Origin of the sequence: Alteromonas sp. Mac1 (assembly GCF_001562125.1) — a bacterium.
GTDB classification, from domain to species: Bacteria; Pseudomonadota; Gammaproteobacteria; order Enterobacterales; family Alteromonadaceae; genus Alteromonas; species Alteromonas stellipolaris.
Window position 1 is genome coordinate 1,747,765 of record NZ_CP013932.1, and the last position, 18,855, is coordinate 1,766,619.

An 18,855-nucleotide genomic window follows, 5' to 3' on the forward strand; every position below is an offset into this window, starting at 1 on the left:
GGCATAATGCAGGTTGTAGTCGTTGGCTATGTGTGGCCTGAACCCAACTCCTCCGCCGCAGGCCAAAATATGCTGGCTCTGATTAATCAGTTTCTAAGCCACGGCCATAATGTAACTTTCATGACCGCTGCCGCTGACAGTATCCACAAAGCTGACCTAGATAACATAGGCGTTAGTAGTGAAGCGGTTGCACTTAATTGCAGCAGTTTTAATGAACGCATAGCGAAGCTGTGCCCTGATGTGGTTATTTTTGACCGGTATATGACCGAAGAACAGTTTTCTTGGCGAGTAAAAGACGCCTGCCCTTCTGCAATTCGTGTACTAAACACAGAAGACTTGCACAGCTTGCGACAAGCTAGGCACGATGCCGTTAAAGCACAAGATAATGCACTGCGAGCATCCAAAGAAACTGCAACCTCTCCTGATATAACGCCAATTGCCGGCGCAGCGAAAGAGGCTGATTACAATACGCCTTTAGCTCAGCGAGAAATTGCCGCTATTTTACGTTGCGATCTTACGTTGGTCATTTCTCGCAAAGAATACACACTACTTACCAAGCATTACCAGGTTCCTGCAAAACAGCTTTATTACCATCCGCTCAATGTAGCGACAGTAGATGGCAACGCTCCAGATTTTGAAAAACGCACCGACATTGTCACTATTGGCAATTTTCGTCATGCGCCAAATTGGGATGCAGTATTACAGCTAAAGCAAACCGTTTGGCCAGCTATTAAAAAGGTACTTCCTCAAGCAAATTTACATATTTATGGTGCTTACCCGCCTAAAAAAGCAACGCAGTTGCATAACCCAAAGAGTGGGTTTTACTTAGATGGCTGGGCTGAAAATGCACAAGATGTGATTGCTAACGCTCGGCTGCTCATAGCGCCGCTGCGCTTTGGTGCGGGTATTAAAGGCAAAATACTCGAAGCTATGCGATGTGGAACCCCTACCCTCACTACCTGGGTTGGCGCTGAAGGTATTGCAGAAGAAACAGAGAATAGTGCTACGCAGCCTACATGGGCTGGCGCCATTTGCGATACGGCAGAAGATTTCGCGAATCACGCCATTAAGCTTTATAACAGCGAAGAGGATTGGTCGTCAGCAAGTCAGTTAGGGCTAGTGTTGTTAAGCACTTTTGAAAATGACAAAGAAAGCGAGAGCTTAGCCGAACGGATTGCCAGTATAGCTAAAGATGTAGATGCCCATCGCAAGACCTTGTTTTTACAGGGGCTGCTGTGGCATCAAACCTTGAATGCAAGTAAATATATGTCGCAGTGGATTGAAGCTAAAAACCAAATTTTATAGCGTATTTAAGCGTCGTAAAACACTCAATATACCATTGCCTCTAGACTGACTTAAATGACGCTGCAAATTACACGCGTTCATATATTGCTCAAAGTCATAAGCCTTTCTTTGTTCATCGGAAAGGCTATTCGCTTTTTCTAACAGTACCGCCAGTACGCCGCGAATAATCTTGCTGGGCGAATAAGCCGCAATAACAAGTTCGCTAGTGTCTGGTGAATACAAACACGCTACCCACACTTTACTTTCACAACCCGGTACTAATGCATCTTCAGTGCGCGCAGACTCTGGTAAAGCAACCAGCTTCTTGCCCGCCAGCATAATGGCTCGGGTGGCACCATCCCAGCCTTTAGCTGTAGCCACGGATTGCCCCAAGGGCAACAGGTGCGTAGATTCAGTCATTACTTAAGTTACAGCGGTGGATGTCACAATCAGTCATTCGGAAAACTGAGTCCAACAGTTAAGCGCTTGCATCTGCGCTGAATTCTGCACTTAGCTCTTCTGCTGTCATGACCAAGTTTTCGGCATCGGCAGAGGTAGGAAACATAACCAACTCCACGCCATTTTTAGTTAAACCAGGTAGCCAAGTTTCGGTAAATTCATCGAATGGCACTGCCACACAAGTACCTGTAATTTGATTCTCGTCCAACCACGCTTGCGCTAAGTTATTGTGAGGAAAAACGGGCAGTCGGGTAATGTCGTTGTCTTCCAGCATGACAAAGCCTTCTGTACCTTGGATTAGCCAAATTTCTTTCGCTTTGGGTACGTAGCTGATCACTAGCATTTGTCGGTCTTCAGCAGACAAGCTTTTAGCCTGCGCTAGCACAGTGTCGTTCAGGGTGGCGGTTACAGTATCTGGAAACACAAAAAATCACCTTATATTTAAGAGGCGCCAAGTATACCCTTTGCAAGCTGCTCCGCCAAATACCATTCTTATAATTCAGGGAACATTCAAGTTGAAAACATTCCCCGCGACTAATACTATTGCGGGCTATATTATGTAACCTGATCTTCTGTTTTTAGATTAGGTCGAAAAACGCACTCCACATGCTTCTTGTCCGTTAGCAATCTGCATTTCTTGGTAGTACATTACATCCGCCTTCTATTAATAAAACGCAAAGCTTAAAACTTCATGCAAAACTTATTTAGCGATTTAAAAACAAAAACTCATAACAAACATGAAGCGCTAGAGCACAGTGCGCCCTTTGCACTTTTTCATAATATGATGGGTGATAATGGCAATGAAAATCATGAAGCTCATCGTAAAAATTACTATAACGTACTTTGCGTTATGCGAGAATTCCACCAGCGTTGCAAGTCAGTCATTAACCATGCGACCGAGAAATACCCTTCGCTTCAAGCTTTAGCAAATCAGTTTGAAGCTCAAGCAGTGATAACTGCGCTTGATAATGACTTAGCAGAGTTAAATTCAGTTAATGCCAAGGGTATGGCTGAATTGCAAAGCGTAGACTTACCTAGTTTCGAAACAGCGCTTTCTGCTGCCATTTCCGCGATGTATGTGTGGTTAGGATCGTCTATGGGCGCCAATATTATTAGCCGCAGGCTCAATAAAACTGATTACGGCTTTCCGACACATTACTATCAATCTATGGCCAAACAAGCCAAAGCTTGGCCCGAATTTAAGCAAGAAGTAGCACGTTTATTGCCTGAACTGATTGAGGCTAGTTATGTTGAAAATGAGTTAGAGAGCCTGGTCGAAAAAGAGTTAGAGAACCACAACGGCGAAACGTTAAGCGTTGCAATTATCAATGATGCAAATCTTTGGTTTGAGCATCTAATTTTGCTAGGAAAAAGTACAAGTTTGCCACCACAAACATTAAGTTAAACTCAGCATTCTGTTAGTATTCACCAATTCCGTTTTTTAAGAAGCTCTTATGAAAGTAATCTCATTTAATATCAATGGCATTCGCGCCCGTCTTCATCAACTTCAAGCATTAATAGATGCACATCAGCCTGACATTATTGGCCTGCAGGAAATAAAAGTTCACAACGAACAGTTTCCTGTCGAAGCAGTTGAAGCGATGGGGTATCACGTTTATTTTCATGGTCAGAAGAGTCACTACGGTGTGGCCTTTTTAGCGAAAAAAGAGCCTGAGTCAGTGCTTATGGGCTTTCCTACCGATGAAGAAGATGCACAGCGTCGCATGATCATATTGAAAACCACTGACAGCGACGGCCAGCCCGTTACCGTATTAAATGGCTACTTCCCGCAAGGCGAAAACGAAAAGCACGAAACCAAATATCCAGCAAAACGTAAGTTTTATAAAGATCTGATGACTTACCTAGACACCCACCATACGCCAGATGAAAATGTCATTGTAATGGGCGATGTGAACATCTCCCATACCGATTCAGATATTGGAATTGGCGAAGAAAATAAAAAGCGCTGGTTGCGCACCGGCAAATGTAGCTTTTTACCCGAAGAAAGAGTGTGGTTGAACACACTGATGGATTGGGGTTTTGAAGACAGCTTTAGAACATTGAACCCTGATACAACCGACAGATACTCGTGGTTCGATTATCGCTCAAAAGGTTTTAATGATAATCGTGGGCTTCGTATTGATCTTATTTTAGCTACCCCATCTATGCATAACAGATTGAGTGATGCCGGAATAGATTATGAACTTCGCGGCATTGAGAAACCATCTGATCATGCGCCTATTTGGGCTACTTACAGTAAATAATAAATGTTCCGTAATTATCAATCGGAGTGTATGTGACAACGCTACAGTGGCTTGGCCTTATTTTATATTGCTTAACCCTTGTTGGGGTAATTAAACAAATTTCTGTTGTAGGCCTAATGGGTGATAAACACCAACAGCACCTGCTATTTGGTAGTGCCGCTGCGTTGTTCGCGTTTTGGATCTTCAAAGTAGGTATTTTTGAAGGGCTAGATGTTCACTTTGTTGGTTTAAGTGTGGTTACGCTTATGCTCGGGTTTCGTTACGCAATTCTAGCTGGAACCCTTGCCCTGTTGGGAGCTACTGCCGCTGGTTTTGCACAATGGCAAACATTAGGAATCAATGGTGTATTGGGAGTAATGCTGCCTGTCGCGGTCACCTACTTTGTATATCTAGTTTCATTTCACCACCTGCCCCGCCAACTGTTCGTTTATATTTTTGTGTGCGCTTTCTTTCCAGGCGCACTTAGCATCGCCCTTAAAACAGGCACACTAGCGGGCTACTATTTTGTTGAAGGCATTTACACGTGGGACGTCATTTTCGACAACTTCGTACTGCTTATTCCACTTTTGGTATTTCCAGAAGCCCTGCTTAACGGTATGGCCATCACCCTACTCGTCATCTATCAACCCACTTGGGTTTACACATTCCACGACAAGTTTTATCTCGACAACTAAGCGAGAGCCTTAATAATAACCTTAAACAAGACACCCACGTTTATTTCAGCTTCAATGATATAGAGACACCCACCTTTGTGGCTCAAGTAGTTTACGTAGGATTTACGTGGACACCCACCATAAAACTATAGCAAGACACTCATCACATTGACGAGACACCCACCATAAAACTATAGCAAGACACTCATCACATTAACGAGACACCCATCATCTCACGTCAATTAAATTACCTAGATTACATGGACACCCACGCTAATTAACGTGCAGTTAATATGAGCATTTCCAGTATTTCCCCGCAACTTACCAATCCCGTCTTAATGAGACACCCATGTTTTTTTCACATCATAGTTACGACAAAGTTATGAAGACACCCACGTTTATAGGCCTAAAAATAAGAATAAATAAGAAGGACACCCACCCTATATTGATGAGTATAAAGGTGGGTGACCGATTAACTCTGGTGTCGGATAGACATGAGTGTCCTGATAGAAGAATACTGAAATAACATGGGTGTCTTGATAGAAGAATACCGAAATAGCATGGGTGTCCTGATAGAAGAATACTGAAATAGCATGGGTGTCTTGATAAGAGAATACCGAATTAACATGGGTGTCTTGATAAGAGAATACCGAATTAATGTGGGTGTCTTGATAATTAACATGGGTGTCTCGTTAATTGCAGGCACAAAAAAACCGCCTGGTTGGGCGGTTTTTTATGGGTGTTTTTGTAACAGCTAGCGCGTGCGCTTACTTTTTGTCGAACAAGATATCCATTACATCGGCTAATTCGCCTTTGCCTTCGCGGATTTCTTCTTCGCTCAAACCAGCGATTTCATGTGGGAATACTAACCACTCATCACTTTCGTTCACAAAGTAATCAGGCACTATGTCAGTAGTGTTGTTCTGAGGCTTGTACCAAGGGCATGCAATACGAATGTCTTTTGGCATATTCAAACGCATCAGTTTGCGAATTTGCTGAATAAGCGCATCAACACTACGGCCTGAATCGAAAACATCATCAACAATAAGTAGCTTGTGTTCTGCATCAGCGTTTTCCACTAAGTAGTGTAAACCGTGAACACGAATTTCTTTAGATTGCTTATTAATGCCATAGTAAGAAGAAGTACGTACCGCAATGTGGTCGGTAGAATAGTCTTTAAACTCAAAATATTCTTGTACCGCTATGCCGATAGGTGCACCACCGCGCCAAATACCAATGATGAAATCGGGGCGAAACCCGTCATCATACACCTTTGCTGCTAAACGAAAGGAATCCTGAAGCAACGCTTGCGAGGTGATAAAATTCTTGTTCATGACGTCTCACTGGCCGAAATTTAAAGTCCGCGATTATAGTGAATTTCGCCGCGATTTGCACGGCAATTTAACTATCTTATTCGTTTTGAAGTGCTTGCGAAGGTTGCGTTTTCATGGCACGCCTAGCAGGGTAAATACTCGCCACAATACAAAGTAACAATGAAAATAGCGTTACAGAAACTATTTGTAGCCAGTGCATATCAATAGGTAGCCCCTGCCCGTCTGACGACAACGCAATAGGCACATTAAGCAAACTCATGACAGGGTTTAACAGTAAAGTAATAGCCACACCTGCAACTAATCCAATACCTGCGCCCTTTACGCCATTAAACAGCCCGTTCAATACAAATACCGTCATAATGGTGCTTGGCAGCATGCCTTGGGTTTGCAATACCGCAATATCGCCCTGCTTTTCGGACACCACCATCACCAAAGACGAAACCAAATTAAACGCTGCCACAGCAATAATTAACAGCAGCATTAAGAACATCATGTTCTTTTCCATTTTTACTGCATCGAACAAGGGCCCTTGGCGCTCGCGCCAGGTACGTACAGGTAAATCCGCGTCAACAATAGGTTTGAGCGTGTCTTGATACAAAAAGGCATCGTCTAAGAATAATCTGGTAGCCGTGTTCTTGCCCGATACATCTCGTAATAACCGGTTCACATCATCAAGCTGCATATAAATAACTTTGTCATCCATTTGCGAGCCCATGTCGAACACACCTGAAATAGTGACCAACCGCTGGCTTGGCATACGGCCAAATGGGGTGTACACGCTGGCACCAGCCACCATTACCCGAAGTTTGTCGCCGGCCCGCACATTTAATTGCATAGAAAGGGCACGGCCAATAATAGCGTTGTAACTACCTGCCGTTAGGCTATCAAAACTACCCTGCTGCATTTCGTGGGCTACCATAGTGTGCTGCGTCATGCTATCCGCTCGCACGCCATGTAACTGCACACCACGTAAGTCTGAGCGAGACTGCACTACCGCTTCGGCTTCTCGAAAAGGCATGCTTGCCACCACATTGGGCAAGCCCATTACAAAGCTTTCTTCAACAGGCGCATTAATTTCAATATGAGGCACTATGCCCAAAATGCGCTGCTTTAACTGGGCTTCAAAGCCATTCATTACCGAAAGCACAATAATAAGTGCAGTAAGGCCAAGGGCAATACCAGCAACAGAAAAACGATTGATAAAGGAAACAAAGCTATTTTGGCTAGACGACTGCGCCGGGCCAGATTTCGCATACCGATAAGCAATAAAAGCGGGAAGAGGGAAATACATAATGCGCGCTTAGTCCAAAGGTGTGATGACGGGGCAATCTCAAAATAGTAAAGTGCGTATACTACGTGTAAGCTACTGGCCGTACAAGATAAGTGGCGGGAGATATGATGGAAAACCTAAGCCTAGAAGAAAAAAAAGCCCAGTTCGATGAGTATTTCTCTATTCAGCACAGCGTTAATATTAACGTGAAACCACTCGCTGAAGGTGAATCCGTGCCTTCTGAAACGGGTTTAGAGCAAGCCATGCCCTACGCGTTTCGTGTAGCCAGCGAAATGGCTAGCATTGAAGCTCAAGCACTTCGCCCGTTGCGCCATTTAAGCGACCATGCTGAATCGTTGGCTGAATATCTAAATCACCAAGCCCGCAAAATAGATTTGATGATGTCATTTATTTTGCATCAGCAAGATGAACCAGATCATCGTTTTAGCACAATAAAGCTCGGTGGCGGGGGCGTAATTATTAAAAGCCCAACCGCTATGAACATCGGCAGCCAAGCTGAACTTAAGTTATTTCTTGATACAGAAGCGGCCGCCATATTTTGCTATGGGGAAGTTATTACTTGCGAGAACGTCGAGGATAGCTACCATATAGCTTTTGTTTTCAATAGCATCCGCGAGCAAGATCAAGAATTGCTTGTTCGAGCCAGCTTGCATTTGCAAACGCAGCAACTTAAAAAGCGCGCGCAAGATAAGGCTTCCGGAGCCTAGTACTCAAAAAGCCATACAACAAAAGTCAGAAAACAGAAGCAAGCAACACACTTAAACCGAATAAGTAGTTTATAGGACGACATGACAGCAACTCTTTTATCTTTGCCTTTGCCGACCCAGAAAAAATCCGCCTCTGTGCAAGACCACAAGCAATGGGGTCAGTTACAAGGCAGCAGCGCCGCACTGTGCATCACTCAAGCACAAGCCCAATACAACGGCCCTATTGTGCTAGTAACAGCCGACACACCTTCGGCGTTAAAACTAGAAAAAGAGTTGGCGTTTTTTATGCCCAGCAATAAAGCTGAGCAACCAAATGTACCTATTACGGTATTTCCCGATTGGGAAACCCTGCCCTACGATTCGTTTTCTCCACACCAAGATATTGTCTCGCAGCGCTTAGAAACTTTATTTCGCTTTACCCAGCAGGTAAATGGTATTTTCATTGTGCCGGTAAACACCTTGATGCAACGTTTGGCACCTACCGACTACCTCGCAAAATATTTGTTGATGCTGAATAAGGGAGACACCCTTGATAGAGACCAATTCAGACGCAACTTAGAACAAGCGGGCTACTTACACGTAAGCCAGGTAATGAGCCACAGTGAATTTTCGGTGCGCGGTAGCATTATCGATTTATTCCCCATGGGTAGCGACAAGCCGTTTCGTATTGATTTGTTCGACGACGAAGTAGACTCTATTCGCTTTTTCGATACCGAAACCCAACGGTCTGGCGATGCGGTTGAAAAAATAAAGCTGTTACCCGCACGGGAATTCCCTACCGACAAAGAATCTATTACCCTTTTCCGTCAGCGCTTTTTAGAAAAGTTCGATGCGAACAACGCCTCAGAATCGGTGTTTTCTCAAGTCACAAAAGGCACCATGCCAAGCGGCGTTGAATATTACTTGCCGCTGTTTTTTGATAAAACCGCTACTTTGTTTGATTACCTGCACCCTAAAAGTGTGCTGTTGTTACACGGCGAAGTACAAGATGCCAGCGAGTTTTTCTGGGCAGACATTCAAGAGCGTTACGAACAACACAGATACAACCCAGCAAGGCCTTTACTGCCACCTGAAGATTTATTTTTACCTATAAATACCTTGTTCGGCGAAATTAAACAGTGGCCGCGTGTATCCCTGTCAAAAGAAATCATTGAAGAAAAGCCGGGCAGTTTCAACTTAGGCTGCGATAAGCTTGACGATATTGCTATTAACACCCAAAAGAAAGTACCGGCTGAACAATTAATTGCCACGGTGAATAATGCCAAAAAGCGCGGTGCTAAAGTGCTATTTTGCGCAGAAACCCAAGGCCGCCGTGAAGGGCTGCTTACCGTATTACAAAAGGCGGGCATTAAGCCTAAAGCGGCTGAATCGTTCAACTCGTTTGTGAGTGCCAGCGACAACATTGGTATTACCGTAGGCATGGTTGAAAATAGCTTTAACTGGCGAAGTGATAGCGGCGAATTGCTGTTTATCACCGAAACCGAGCTATTAGGCCATAAAGTAAGCCAGCGTAGGCTTCGCGATAAGCGTACGGCTACCGACGAAAGTGCCATTATTCGTAATTTAGCCGAGCTTACTACCGGTCAGCCCGTTGTGCATTTAGATCATGGTGTGGGCCGTTACATTGGCATGCAAACCCTAGATGCAGGCGGCGTTACCACTGAATACTTGTGCATTGAATACGCCAAACAAGCCAAGCTGTATGTGCCTGTTGCGTCGCTTCACCTAATATCTCGTTATACCGGCGGCGATGCCGATCACGCACCGCTAAATTCACTTGGTACTGATGCATGGAGCAAAGCAAAACAAAAAGCGGCTGAAAAAGTACGCGATGTGGCCGCTGAATTACTTGATGTATACGCACGACGTGCCGCAAAGCCAGGCTTTGCTTACAATATTGATTGGGACGACTACCAAAAATTCTCCGACAGCTTCCCGTTTGAAGAAACGCCGGATCAGGCACAAGCTATTGCGGCGGTTATTCATGACATGGGTAGCCCACAAGCCATGGACAGATTGGTATGTGGTGACGTAGGTTTCGGTAAAACCGAAGTCGCCATGCGTGCGGCATTCTTAGCCGCGAACCAAGGCAAACAAGTGGCTATTTTGGTGCCCACTACCCTACTTGCCCAACAGCATCACGAGAACTTTAAAGATAGATTCGCCGCATGGCCGTTTGAAATTGAAGTCATGAGCCGATTCGTTAGCGCTAAAGGCCAAAAAGAAACCATGCAGCGCCTTGCCGATGGCAAGGTAGATATTGTAGTAGGTACGCATAAGTTGCTGTCGAACGATATTAAATTCAGCGACTTAGGCTTAGTGATCATTGATGAAGAGCATCGCTTCGGGGTGCGTCAAAAAGAGAAGCTAAAATCCCTTCGCGCCGATGTAGATATTCTTACCCTTACCGCTACGCCTATTCCTAGAACCCTGAATATGGCTATGTCGGGAATGCGAGACTTATCGATTATTGCTACCGCGCCAGCAAGACGTTTATCAATTAAAACCTTTGTACAACAACGCAATAAAGCCATCATTCGTGAAGCTATAATGCGTGAAATTTTACGTGGTGGGCAGGTGTACTTCCTTCACAACGAAGTAGATACCATAGCCAGAACTGCCGAAGAAATTGCCGAAATTGTACCTGAAGCGCGTATTGCCATGGGCCACGGCCAAATGCGCGAACGCGAACTTGAAAATGTAATGAGCGACTTTTACCACCAGCGCTACAACGTGTTGGTGTGTACCACCATTATTGAAACCGGTATTGATGTGCCCAGTGCTAATACCATCATCATGGACAGAGCCGATCACTTAGGCCTAGCCCAATTGCACCAATTGCGTGGCCGTGTGGGGCGTTCACACCACCAAGCCTACGCTTATTTACTTACGCCGCATCCTAAGCGTATGACCAAAGACGCAGCTAAGCGACTAGACGCTATTTCTAAACTTGAAGATTTAGGGGCAGGTTTTGCGCTAGCCACCCACGACCTTGAAATTCGTGGCGCAGGTGAACTATTGGGCGATGACCAATCTGGCCAAATTGCCAGTATCGGCTTTAGCCTTTACATGGATATGCTAGATAGAGCAGTAACATCACTGAAAGAAGGCAAAGAGCCTTCGCTAGACGATGCCATGGCAGGCCACACAGAAGTTGAACTTCGTATTCCTGCCCTACTGCCTGATGACTATATTGCCGACGTAAACACTAGGTTATCGCTATATAAACGCTTAGCCAGCTGTAAAAACCAAGACGATATAGACGAATTCCAAGTAGAATGTATCGACCGCTTCGGTTTATTGCCTGAACCCGCTAAAAACTTAGTAGAAGTGGCGGAAATAAAAATAAAAGCAGAAGCTATAGGCGTGCTTAAAGTAGACTTGTCAGCACAAGGCGGTACCATAGAGTTTACAGATACCACCAAGGTTGACCCTGGCTATATTATTCAGCTTGTGCAAACCAAGCCAAATACTTTCAAATTTGAAGGCAGCCAGAAACTACGATTAGTAAAACAGACTGATACCGCAAAAGCGCGCATTGCGTTTATTAGCGATATCATTGCCGACCTTGCAAAGGAGTCGCGATAACATGAGGTTTTTTCGTTGGAGCCCACTACTTGCTGTATTGGCTTCTACCCCGTTGTTGGCAGATGACGACTGGTGGTTTGATGTTGAAGTTATTGTTTTTGAAAGAAAGGTGGCAATGTCTGCTCTTGAAGAGCAGTTCGATTTAGCCGACTCTTTAGCAGTTCCTGCCACAGACGCCGATGTAATAGGTGCGGTTATAACCCCTGATATCAGCATGCTTAAACAAGGCATTGCAGTTTGTGGTGAAACCAACACCCTTGAATGGCCTGAATTCGATTACTTTGCTAATGTTTCTGGTGAAATGAATAGGCCATCTGGCTCGCTGGCCGCAGGCCAAATAGCCGGGCAAGCCTCGAACACAAAGTCTGGTGCGGCCTACTCAAATCAAACTCAATCTACTCGAACTAACTTCGCCGATGAACTGAGCTCTCAGGCATTAAACGATGACTTATCAAATGATGGCTTATCTCCAGAAGAAATAGCCGCTCATTGGGTTGCGTTTTTAGGGTTAGATGAAATTGAAACCATTAGGGTACCGAACCAGCCGTATTGTGTGGTGCATAAGCCTTGGTTGAGTTATTACGATAGTAAATGGCATATTCATCGCCCAGACAACCGCTTACCAGCCCCTAAAGAGCTACCTATCACTCCTGAAGGTAACGATTGGCCATACGCTAGCCACGCCCATTTATTAACGAAGAATGCTCAAGAAATGTCGTCGTTGTCGCGACAAATTAGACAAAACCGTGACCTCACTCGCTTGTTACATGTTACTTGGCGTCAGCCTGTAAAATTCGGTAAAGACAAAGCCTTTAACGTTCGCCTTTTTGCCGGTAATAACTTTTCAGATGAGTTTGACCAAGACGGTGTTCAGCGCCCACCGCAGCCACCTTTGCGCTTTGGCAGTGCTACGTCGTTAACGGTAAATCAAAGCTCAAGCGACCTTGACGAAAACAGCTTCGATGAAAACAGCTATCAGAATTTGGAAAACAAAATCCAGCGCCTTGATGCCAGCTCTGCCGGCGGATTGAACGAAAGCCAGGATTACACCCAGCAGCTTTCATCAAACACAGACAGCACCGAAACCATGACAAGCGACTTCTTTTACGATTTAGATGCACGGCTTGCTAGCCCTGTGCCCATATTGTTTAAAGATTTACTAGCGTTAGACAACGCAGATGTTATCGACGATGCCGATGAAAGCAATATAAGTGCGGCATTTCGTGCGCCTATTTGGAAAGTAGACGGCAACATGAAGGTATTTTTAAAATACATAAACCGTGTGCCTTATTTGCATATCGACAGCGAGCTTTTCTATCGCCAGCCTATTCCTGTTGAAGGCCAAACGGCAACAAACTCGACAAGCGCTATTAGTAGCCTAAACAGCAGCAATGTTTCCGCCAACGCTACGCCGGAATATCAGTTAGTGTCGTTACCCTTTAGTGAACAGCGCCGTGTAATAAGTAACCAGCTTCATTACTTTGATCACCCCCTGTTTGGCATGGTGGTGCAAATTCGCCGTTACAAACGCCCTAGCGCGCCCGAAGAATAAGTTTTTGTAGACAACGCTTTTGTAGACGACGCTTTTGTAGACCAAGCTTGTGAAACGAGCTTGTGAAAAGTAAAAACCCAAGGACTAAATACCAGCATGAAAATTTATACCCGTTCCGGTGACAAAGGCAGTACGCAGATATATGCCGATAAGCCAGTAAGAGTAGAAAAAGACGATGCGGTAGTACAAAGCTACGGTGATATTGATGAACTAAACAGTCACTTGGGTTTGTTGGCCGCTATGGTAGCCGTGCATCTAAAAGAAGACATTTATACTATTCAGCGCAACCTGTTTCAGGCAGGTTTTGCTATTTCAGCTAGCTCTACCTTAACGCAAGACGATGTTGTTAAGCTTGAAAGTGATATTGATAAAATGACAGCCACACTGGGCCCGCAAACTACCTTTGTACTACCTGGCGGCAGTAAAGCGGCTGCCCAAAGCCATGTATGCCGTGCCGTTTGTCGGCGCGCAGAGCGTGCGGTTATAGTGCTTACCAAGCACTACGATGTACCTGCCGTAGTGCCTGCTTACTTAAACCGGTTGTCTGACTACTTGTTTACCTTCGCCCGCTTCTTAAATGCCGAAGCCGGTTTTGATGAAGTGGCCGTATAAGCACGGCTAACGCCTCACGGCATTCAGGTAAGTGAAATTTACGCTAACTAAACGCTAATAAATAGTCGCTAACTAACGCTTACCTGTACAGATAAGAAAACTAGGTGCGCGTTAATAGCACACCAGCGGTAACCACAAATGCCACTATAATATTCAGCACTACGCCCTCGCGTACCATGGTTTTCACCGTAAGCTCACCGCTGCTATACACAATAGCGTTTACCGGTGTTGCCACTGGCATCATAAACGCGCAACTGGCACTAATAGCTGCTGGCATCATAAGAATAAGCGGGTCTACATCTATGGCCACAGCGGCACTGGCCAAAATGGGCATCAATAACGTGGCCGTGGCTGTATTCGATGTAATTTCGGTTACAAAACTTACCGATAAGCACAGCACTAGTACCAACAAGAACAACGGCAACACCGCTAAGCCGGTTAAACCCTGCCCTAGCAATTCACTTAAGCCCGACGCCGTGAAGGCTTGCGCCAAACAAATACCTCCAGCAAACACCAACAACATTCCCCAAGGAATTTGCTGAGCGGTGTTCCAGTCAAGCAAGTAGCCTTGTTTGCTGCCCGTAGCAGTAGGTTCGCGCTCACCATTAGGAATAACACACATTAGCACAACTCCCGCCAATGCGATGGTGCTGTCACCCACAAAGTCCATTCCGAACCATGCGGTCCAATAAGGCCTGAACACCCACGCCATGGCCACAAAAGTAAACACACCCAGCACACGTGCCTCTGCACTTCGCCAAGGGCCAACATCGGGTAACCCACCGGTTTTCTCGCCTTTTAAATGCCGAGTTAGCCATAATGCCATTAGCGGCAATGCCACTAACACAATAGGCACACCGGTTTTCATCCAGTTAATAAAGCTAATTTCTGTGCCCGTAGTTTGCTGATACACGCTCATGAAAATAATATTGGGCGGCGTACCAATAGGCGTACCTACACCGCCCACGCTAGCGGCGTAAGCAATACCCAGTAACACGGCTACACCTAGTTTAGGCGAATTCGAAGCATGAATAATGGCAAGCGCAATGGGCAGTAACATTAGCGTGGTGGCGGTGTTAGAAATCCACATACTTAAAATAGCTGAGGTGAACATAAAGCCAAATACCAGCCTGCGGGCACTGTTCGCACCGGTTAGCCGAATAAGGTACACCGCTAAACGTTGATGAACGCCAGATTTTTCTAGCGATTTAGACAACATAAAAGCGCCCATTAGCAACAAGATAACGTGGTTACCTAATGCCGATGCTGCGTCTTGATAGCTAATAACCCCCGCCATAGGAAAGGCGAAGAAAGGAATGAGTGCGGGCAGCGCAATGTGTAGCGCTTCGGTAACCCACAACATGGCCACCAGCACGGTAATAGCCGCGCTAATGGCCATAATATGTGACAGGCCTACAAACAACAGCACTCCATACAGAGCAACTGCGCTAACGAAGGATATTATTATTAGTTTCGGTTTAACCGATTCCATAGCGCGACAACACCTTTAATGCGTTTTTATAAGCTGCACTGGCATGCACAGCTGGTTTGCGCCCGTAAAGTGAGGTTAAAGCCTCGAAAGAGTCTGTTGAATGGGGCAGCGCATCTAAAATAGATTCCGCCCCTTTCGGGTTATTACATGCCAATACCATATGGCAACCTGCTGATAATGCCGCTTGGGCACGATCGACATAATTTCCGGCAACACTGGCACCGTGCATAGACAGGTCATCAGAGAACACTGCACCGTTAAAGCCCAAGTCTTGCTTTAATATTTTTTGTAACCAGTGTTCGGAAAAACCGGCTGGCTTGCTATCAACTTGAGAATAAATAACGTGCGCAGGCATTACTCCATCTAGCAACTGTTTAGAAATTAATCTTTCAAAAACAACCATATCAGTTTGTTTAATTTCTTCAAGGGGTCTTTCGTCTATAGGCAATGCCACATGAGAATCCGGGGCCACACTGCCATGCCCCGGAAAATGTTTTCCAATAGCTGGCATGTTTGCAACTTGCAAGCCTTCTATTAGCGCACTGGCAAGTGGTATAACCTTTTCAGCGGTTTCAGCAAATGCCCTGTCGCCAATCACTTGCGATACACCGTTAATATCAAGCACAGGGGCAAAACTAAAATCGATATCTATCTGTTTTAGCTCATGGGCCATAATGGTGCCGCACGCTTTAGCTAACTCTAGTGTGGCTTGGTTGACTACAGTCTCTTCTACGTCCAGTTCTTCTTCGGGTAACTCGGTCCAGTGAATATCTTTACCCGCAGCTTGCGCCTGTACCAACCCCGTTAACTTGCCCATAGCGGGTAATTTGGTAAACCCTTCACGAAAGCGTTGAACCCTGCCTCCTTCGTGATCTACCGCTATTAACAAAGGCTTATTTGCACTTTCTCGAATTTCTTTTACTAACTGAGTAAGTTGTTCGCCATCGTAATAATTACGGCTAAAAAGTATGACGCCGCCCACCACAGGATGTGCTAGTTTTTCTTTCTCTTCAGGCAATAAACGCTCTGCCTGACAATCAAGCATTAACGGGCCCATAGTGTTTCTCGCAAACGTGTCATAAAACATCACTTCAAATTTGTAGATAGTGTGGTTAGGATAGAGAAAAAAATGGAGTAATACACGTGTTAAATTGGATTAAGTGGTTGGTTTTAGGTGCAATTGCATTAGTCGTTTTAGCACTAGGTGGCGTTTATATGGCGTTGCAGCTTAGTTTACCCACATTAGACGGTAACCACGCCACGTCTCGCATTACCGCGCCCGCTACCCTTGCCCGCGACAATATGGGCCACGCCGTAATTAACGCGCAAGACAAATTCGATGCCGCATATGCCCTAGGCTTTGCCCACGGCCAAGACCGCTTCTTTCAAATGGACTTACAACGCAGAAGTGCATCGGGCCGGTTGGCTGAATGGGTAGGCGATGTTGCGCTAGAGATTGATAAAAACGCCCGCTTCCACCAGTTCTCAAAACGCGCTGTAAAAGTTTTCGACAGCCTACCATTAACCCAAAAGCAACTGCTGGTAAGTTACTCTCATGGCGTAAATGCCGCGCTAGACGAATACACCGTGCCGCCCTTCGAATATATTGCAGCAGGGTTAACACTATCACCTTGGCAACCCACCGACAGTATTTTGGTGGCCTACAGCATGTATTTAGATTTACAAGGCGGGCAAATTGAAATCGACTTGGCGCGCACAGCACTAAAAGAAACTTACGGTACGCCGCTATATAACTTCATCACCCAGCCTAGCCGTTATCAAGCCGCCTTAGATGGCAGTGAGCTGGCGCTTTATCATGCCGACGTACCGCCTTACCCCATATTGCCAGAGCCTACTTCATCGGAGTCTACTCCGTCTGAACCTGTTTCCCCCGAGCCTAGTTCAACTGATTCAGTATCAGGTGGCGATAATATTCATTCTGTGGCACCTATTACGACAGAAATATCACTACAAACCTACAACGCTGAAGAACTGCCTGATATAGGCAGTAACAATTGGGCAGTAACCGGTAACCTTACAGCCACAGGAAGCGGTTTACTGGCTAACGACATGCACCTAGGCTTGCGCGTTCCTATTATTTGGTACCGTACTCAGCTTAACTACAAAGACGCCCCCCGCGCTACAATAAGCGAAGCGTATCAAAGCCCTGACGTGTCGGGCGTAAGTTCATCGGTTACGAGCGTGTCGGTAACGGGGGTTTCACTCCCCGGCTTGCCTGGCGTAATTGTTGGCACTAACAACAAAGTGGCTTGGGGCTTCACGAATGCCAACCTAGACAACCTTGATTGGATAGCCCTTGCCGACGACACACCTACTCAAATGGTAGATGAAGTCATAGTAAGTAAAGAGGTATCGCATACTTACACGTTAGAGCTTAGCGAGTACGGCCCCGTTAAACACGTTAACGGTAAACGTTACGCATTAAATTGGGTGGCACATCATCCTTTTGCGGTTAACCTTGCCATTGTTAATTTAGGTACCGCCAATACTGTTGACGACGCCATAGAAGTAGGCAAAGACATTGCTATACCTACGCAAAACATGGTGATAGTAGATAATTCTGGCAGCGCAGCATGGTTACCCGGCGGCGCAGTAATGAACAGAGAACAAGCTTCATTTACTGCCATAGACGAAAACACCGTTACCCCAACCGCCCCTACTCGCACTACTAACCTACCAGTAGTGAAAAACCCAAGCAGCAACAGAATATGGACAGCCAATGCGCGGGTAATTTCCGCCGATGACGTGGCAAGATTAGGGGATGGTGGCTATGCCCTTGGTGCTAGAGGCCAGCAAATAAGAGATCGCCTTTTTGAAAAAGACACATTCAACGAAAACGATTTTTACGCTATTCAGTTAGACAATCACGCGCAATTTTTGATTCCGTGGCAGCAGCTATTATCGGGCTTGTTATTAAACGATAATATCGAATTTAAGGCCGACCTAGCCTACTTACGTAAATGGGGGGAATGCGCGTGCGAAGACTCTGTAGGTTACACCCTAGTAAAGCATTTTCGCAAAGAAGTGGTAAGCCAATTGTTTGGTAAGATACTCACTAACATCGATAATCAAGGCGTACAAAGCCGTTCGTTACTTCGCGGCATCGAGCCTGCCGTTTGGCAACTTATTCACACCCAGCCCGATAGCTGGCTACCTGAAGGTACTGAATCTTTTGATGATTTACTTGTAGATGCCTACCGACGCGCAAAGCATACGCTATTAGATGAATACTCGCCGATTGAAGCCAATATGGAAGACTTACGTTGGGGCAGTGTTAATGCACTTACCGTGAAGCATCCGTTCTCAAAACAAATTCCCTTTGTGGGGCACAAGCTTAATATGGATACCGTAGAAGGGTTTGGCGATACCTACATGCCAGCAGTACAGTCTGCTACTTTTGGGGCTTCTGAACGCTTTTTTGTTAGCCCCGGCCATTTAGATGATGCCATTCTAACGTTGCCGGGGGCTCAGTCTGGTCACCCTTTATCGCCCTTTTTTAAAGCAGGATTTAGCGACTACGCCACACAAGCGGCTACTCCATTACTGCCAGGTAAAATTATACACCTACGCCAATGGTATCCGAAGGACGAAGGATAAA

The 18,855-nt window shown here is 45.6% G+C and carries 15 protein-coding genes; 9 read left to right on the forward strand and 6 right to left on the reverse strand.

What is annotated here, in order from left to right:
- Window positions 1–3 precede the first annotated feature (3 nt).
- On the forward strand, window positions 4–1,305 hold the full coding sequence (locus AV939_RS07365) for a glycosyltransferase (protein WP_061998179.1): 1,302 nt from the start codon (window positions 4–6) through the stop codon (window positions 1,303–1,305).
- Here the strand turns inward: AV939_RS07365 and AV939_RS07370 are convergent.
- Together AV939_RS07370 and AV939_RS07375 are read right to left on the reverse strand one after the other, a co-directional pair.
- The gene (locus AV939_RS07370) at window positions 1,300–1,665 is read right to left on the reverse strand and encodes a SufE family protein (protein ID WP_231751177.1); all 366 of its coding nucleotides are present in this window, start codon (window positions 1,663–1,665) and stop codon (window positions 1,300–1,302) included. The two genes, AV939_RS07365 and AV939_RS07370, sit on opposite strands and share 6 nt — an antisense overlap.
- 97 nt (window positions 1,666–1,762) lie before the next feature.
- Window positions 1,763–2,167 carry a DUF2750 domain-containing protein gene (locus AV939_RS07375; RefSeq protein WP_057792488.1) on the reverse strand — a complete coding sequence of 135 codons (405 nt, stop codon included), beginning with the start codon at window positions 2,165–2,167 and terminating at the stop codon, window positions 1,763–1,765.
- A 267-nt stretch (window positions 2,168–2,434) separates the two neighbouring features.
- Here AV939_RS07375 and AV939_RS07380 point away from each other — a divergent pair, with 267 nt between their 5' ends.
- The 3 genes from AV939_RS07380 to AV939_RS07390 are packed head-to-tail and all read left to right on the forward strand — an operon-like array spanning window position 2,435 to window position 4,681.
- A complete protein-coding gene (locus AV939_RS07380; protein ID WP_061997442.1) occupies window positions 2,435–3,148 on the forward strand; it encodes a hypothetical protein in 714 nt (237 codons plus the stop codon).
- A 49-nt stretch (window positions 3,149–3,197) separates the two neighbouring features.
- Window positions 3,198–4,007, forward strand: coding sequence for an exodeoxyribonuclease III (gene xthA / locus AV939_RS07385; RefSeq protein WP_061997443.1), 810 nt, complete (start codon window positions 3,198–3,200; stop codon window positions 4,005–4,007).
- A 32-nt stretch (window positions 4,008–4,039) separates the two neighbouring features.
- Complete coding sequence (locus AV939_RS07390) at window positions 4,040–4,681, forward strand: energy-coupling factor ABC transporter permease (RefSeq protein WP_057792493.1); 642 nt, start codon at window positions 4,040–4,042, stop codon at window positions 4,679–4,681.
- A gap of 746 nt (window positions 4,682–5,427) precedes the next feature.
- Here AV939_RS07390 and AV939_RS07395 read toward each other — a convergent pair.
- Together AV939_RS07395 and AV939_RS07400 are read right to left on the reverse strand one after the other, a co-directional pair.
- Window positions 5,428–5,994, reverse strand: coding sequence for a phosphoribosyltransferase (locus AV939_RS07395; RefSeq protein WP_057792497.1), 567 nt, complete (start codon window positions 5,992–5,994; stop codon window positions 5,428–5,430).
- A 76-nt stretch (window positions 5,995–6,070) separates the two neighbouring features.
- Window positions 6,071–7,285, reverse strand: a complete 1,215-nt coding sequence (locus AV939_RS07400; protein WP_061997444.1) for a lipoprotein-releasing ABC transporter permease subunit — start codon at window positions 7,283–7,285, stop codon at window positions 6,071–6,073.
- A gap of 107 nt (window positions 7,286–7,392) precedes the next feature.
- Here AV939_RS07400 and AV939_RS07405 point away from each other — a divergent pair, with 107 nt between their 5' ends.
- From AV939_RS07405 to AV939_RS07420, 4 genes are all read left to right on the forward strand, one after another.
- Window positions 7,393–7,992: a PilZ domain-containing protein gene (locus tag AV939_RS07405; RefSeq protein WP_061997445.1), complete on the forward strand. Its 600-nt coding sequence runs from the start codon at window positions 7,393–7,395 to the stop codon at window positions 7,990–7,992.
- Between the two features lie 81 nt (window positions 7,993–8,073).
- The gene (gene mfd / locus AV939_RS07410; protein WP_061997446.1) at window positions 8,074–11,580 is read left to right on the forward strand and encodes a transcription-repair coupling factor; all 3,507 of its coding nucleotides are present in this window, start codon (window positions 8,074–8,076) and stop codon (window positions 11,578–11,580) included.
- Between the two features lies 1 nt (window position 11,581).
- Window positions 11,582–13,132, forward strand: a complete 1,551-nt coding sequence (locus AV939_RS07415; RefSeq protein WP_061997447.1) for a CsiV family protein — start codon at window positions 11,582–11,584, stop codon at window positions 13,130–13,132.
- A gap of 96 nt (window positions 13,133–13,228) precedes the next feature.
- Window positions 13,229–13,744 carry a cob(I)yrinic acid a,c-diamide adenosyltransferase gene (locus AV939_RS07420; RefSeq protein ID WP_057792506.1) on the forward strand — a complete coding sequence of 172 codons (516 nt, stop codon included), beginning with the start codon at window positions 13,229–13,231 and terminating at the stop codon, window positions 13,742–13,744.
- Between the two features lie 100 nt (window positions 13,745–13,844).
- Here AV939_RS07420 and AV939_RS07425 read toward each other — a convergent pair whose 3' ends face one another.
- Both AV939_RS07425 and nagZ read right to left on the reverse strand, forming a co-directional pair.
- Window positions 13,845–15,236, reverse strand: coding sequence for an SLC13 family permease (locus AV939_RS07425; protein ID WP_061997448.1), 1,392 nt, complete (start codon window positions 15,234–15,236; stop codon window positions 13,845–13,847).
- Window positions 15,223–16,281: a beta-N-acetylhexosaminidase gene (gene nagZ, locus AV939_RS07430; protein ID WP_061998180.1), complete on the reverse strand. Its 1,059-nt coding sequence runs from the start codon at window positions 16,279–16,281 to the stop codon at window positions 15,223–15,225. Before nagZ ends, AV939_RS07425 begins: the two co-directional genes overlap by 14 nt.
- A gap of 98 nt (window positions 16,282–16,379) precedes the next feature.
- Between nagZ and AV939_RS07435 the strand changes: the two genes are divergently transcribed.
- A complete protein-coding gene (locus tag AV939_RS07435; RefSeq protein ID WP_061997449.1) occupies window positions 16,380–18,854 on the forward strand; it encodes a penicillin acylase family protein in 2,475 nt (824 codons plus the stop codon).
- Window position 18,855 lies beyond the last annotated feature (1 nt).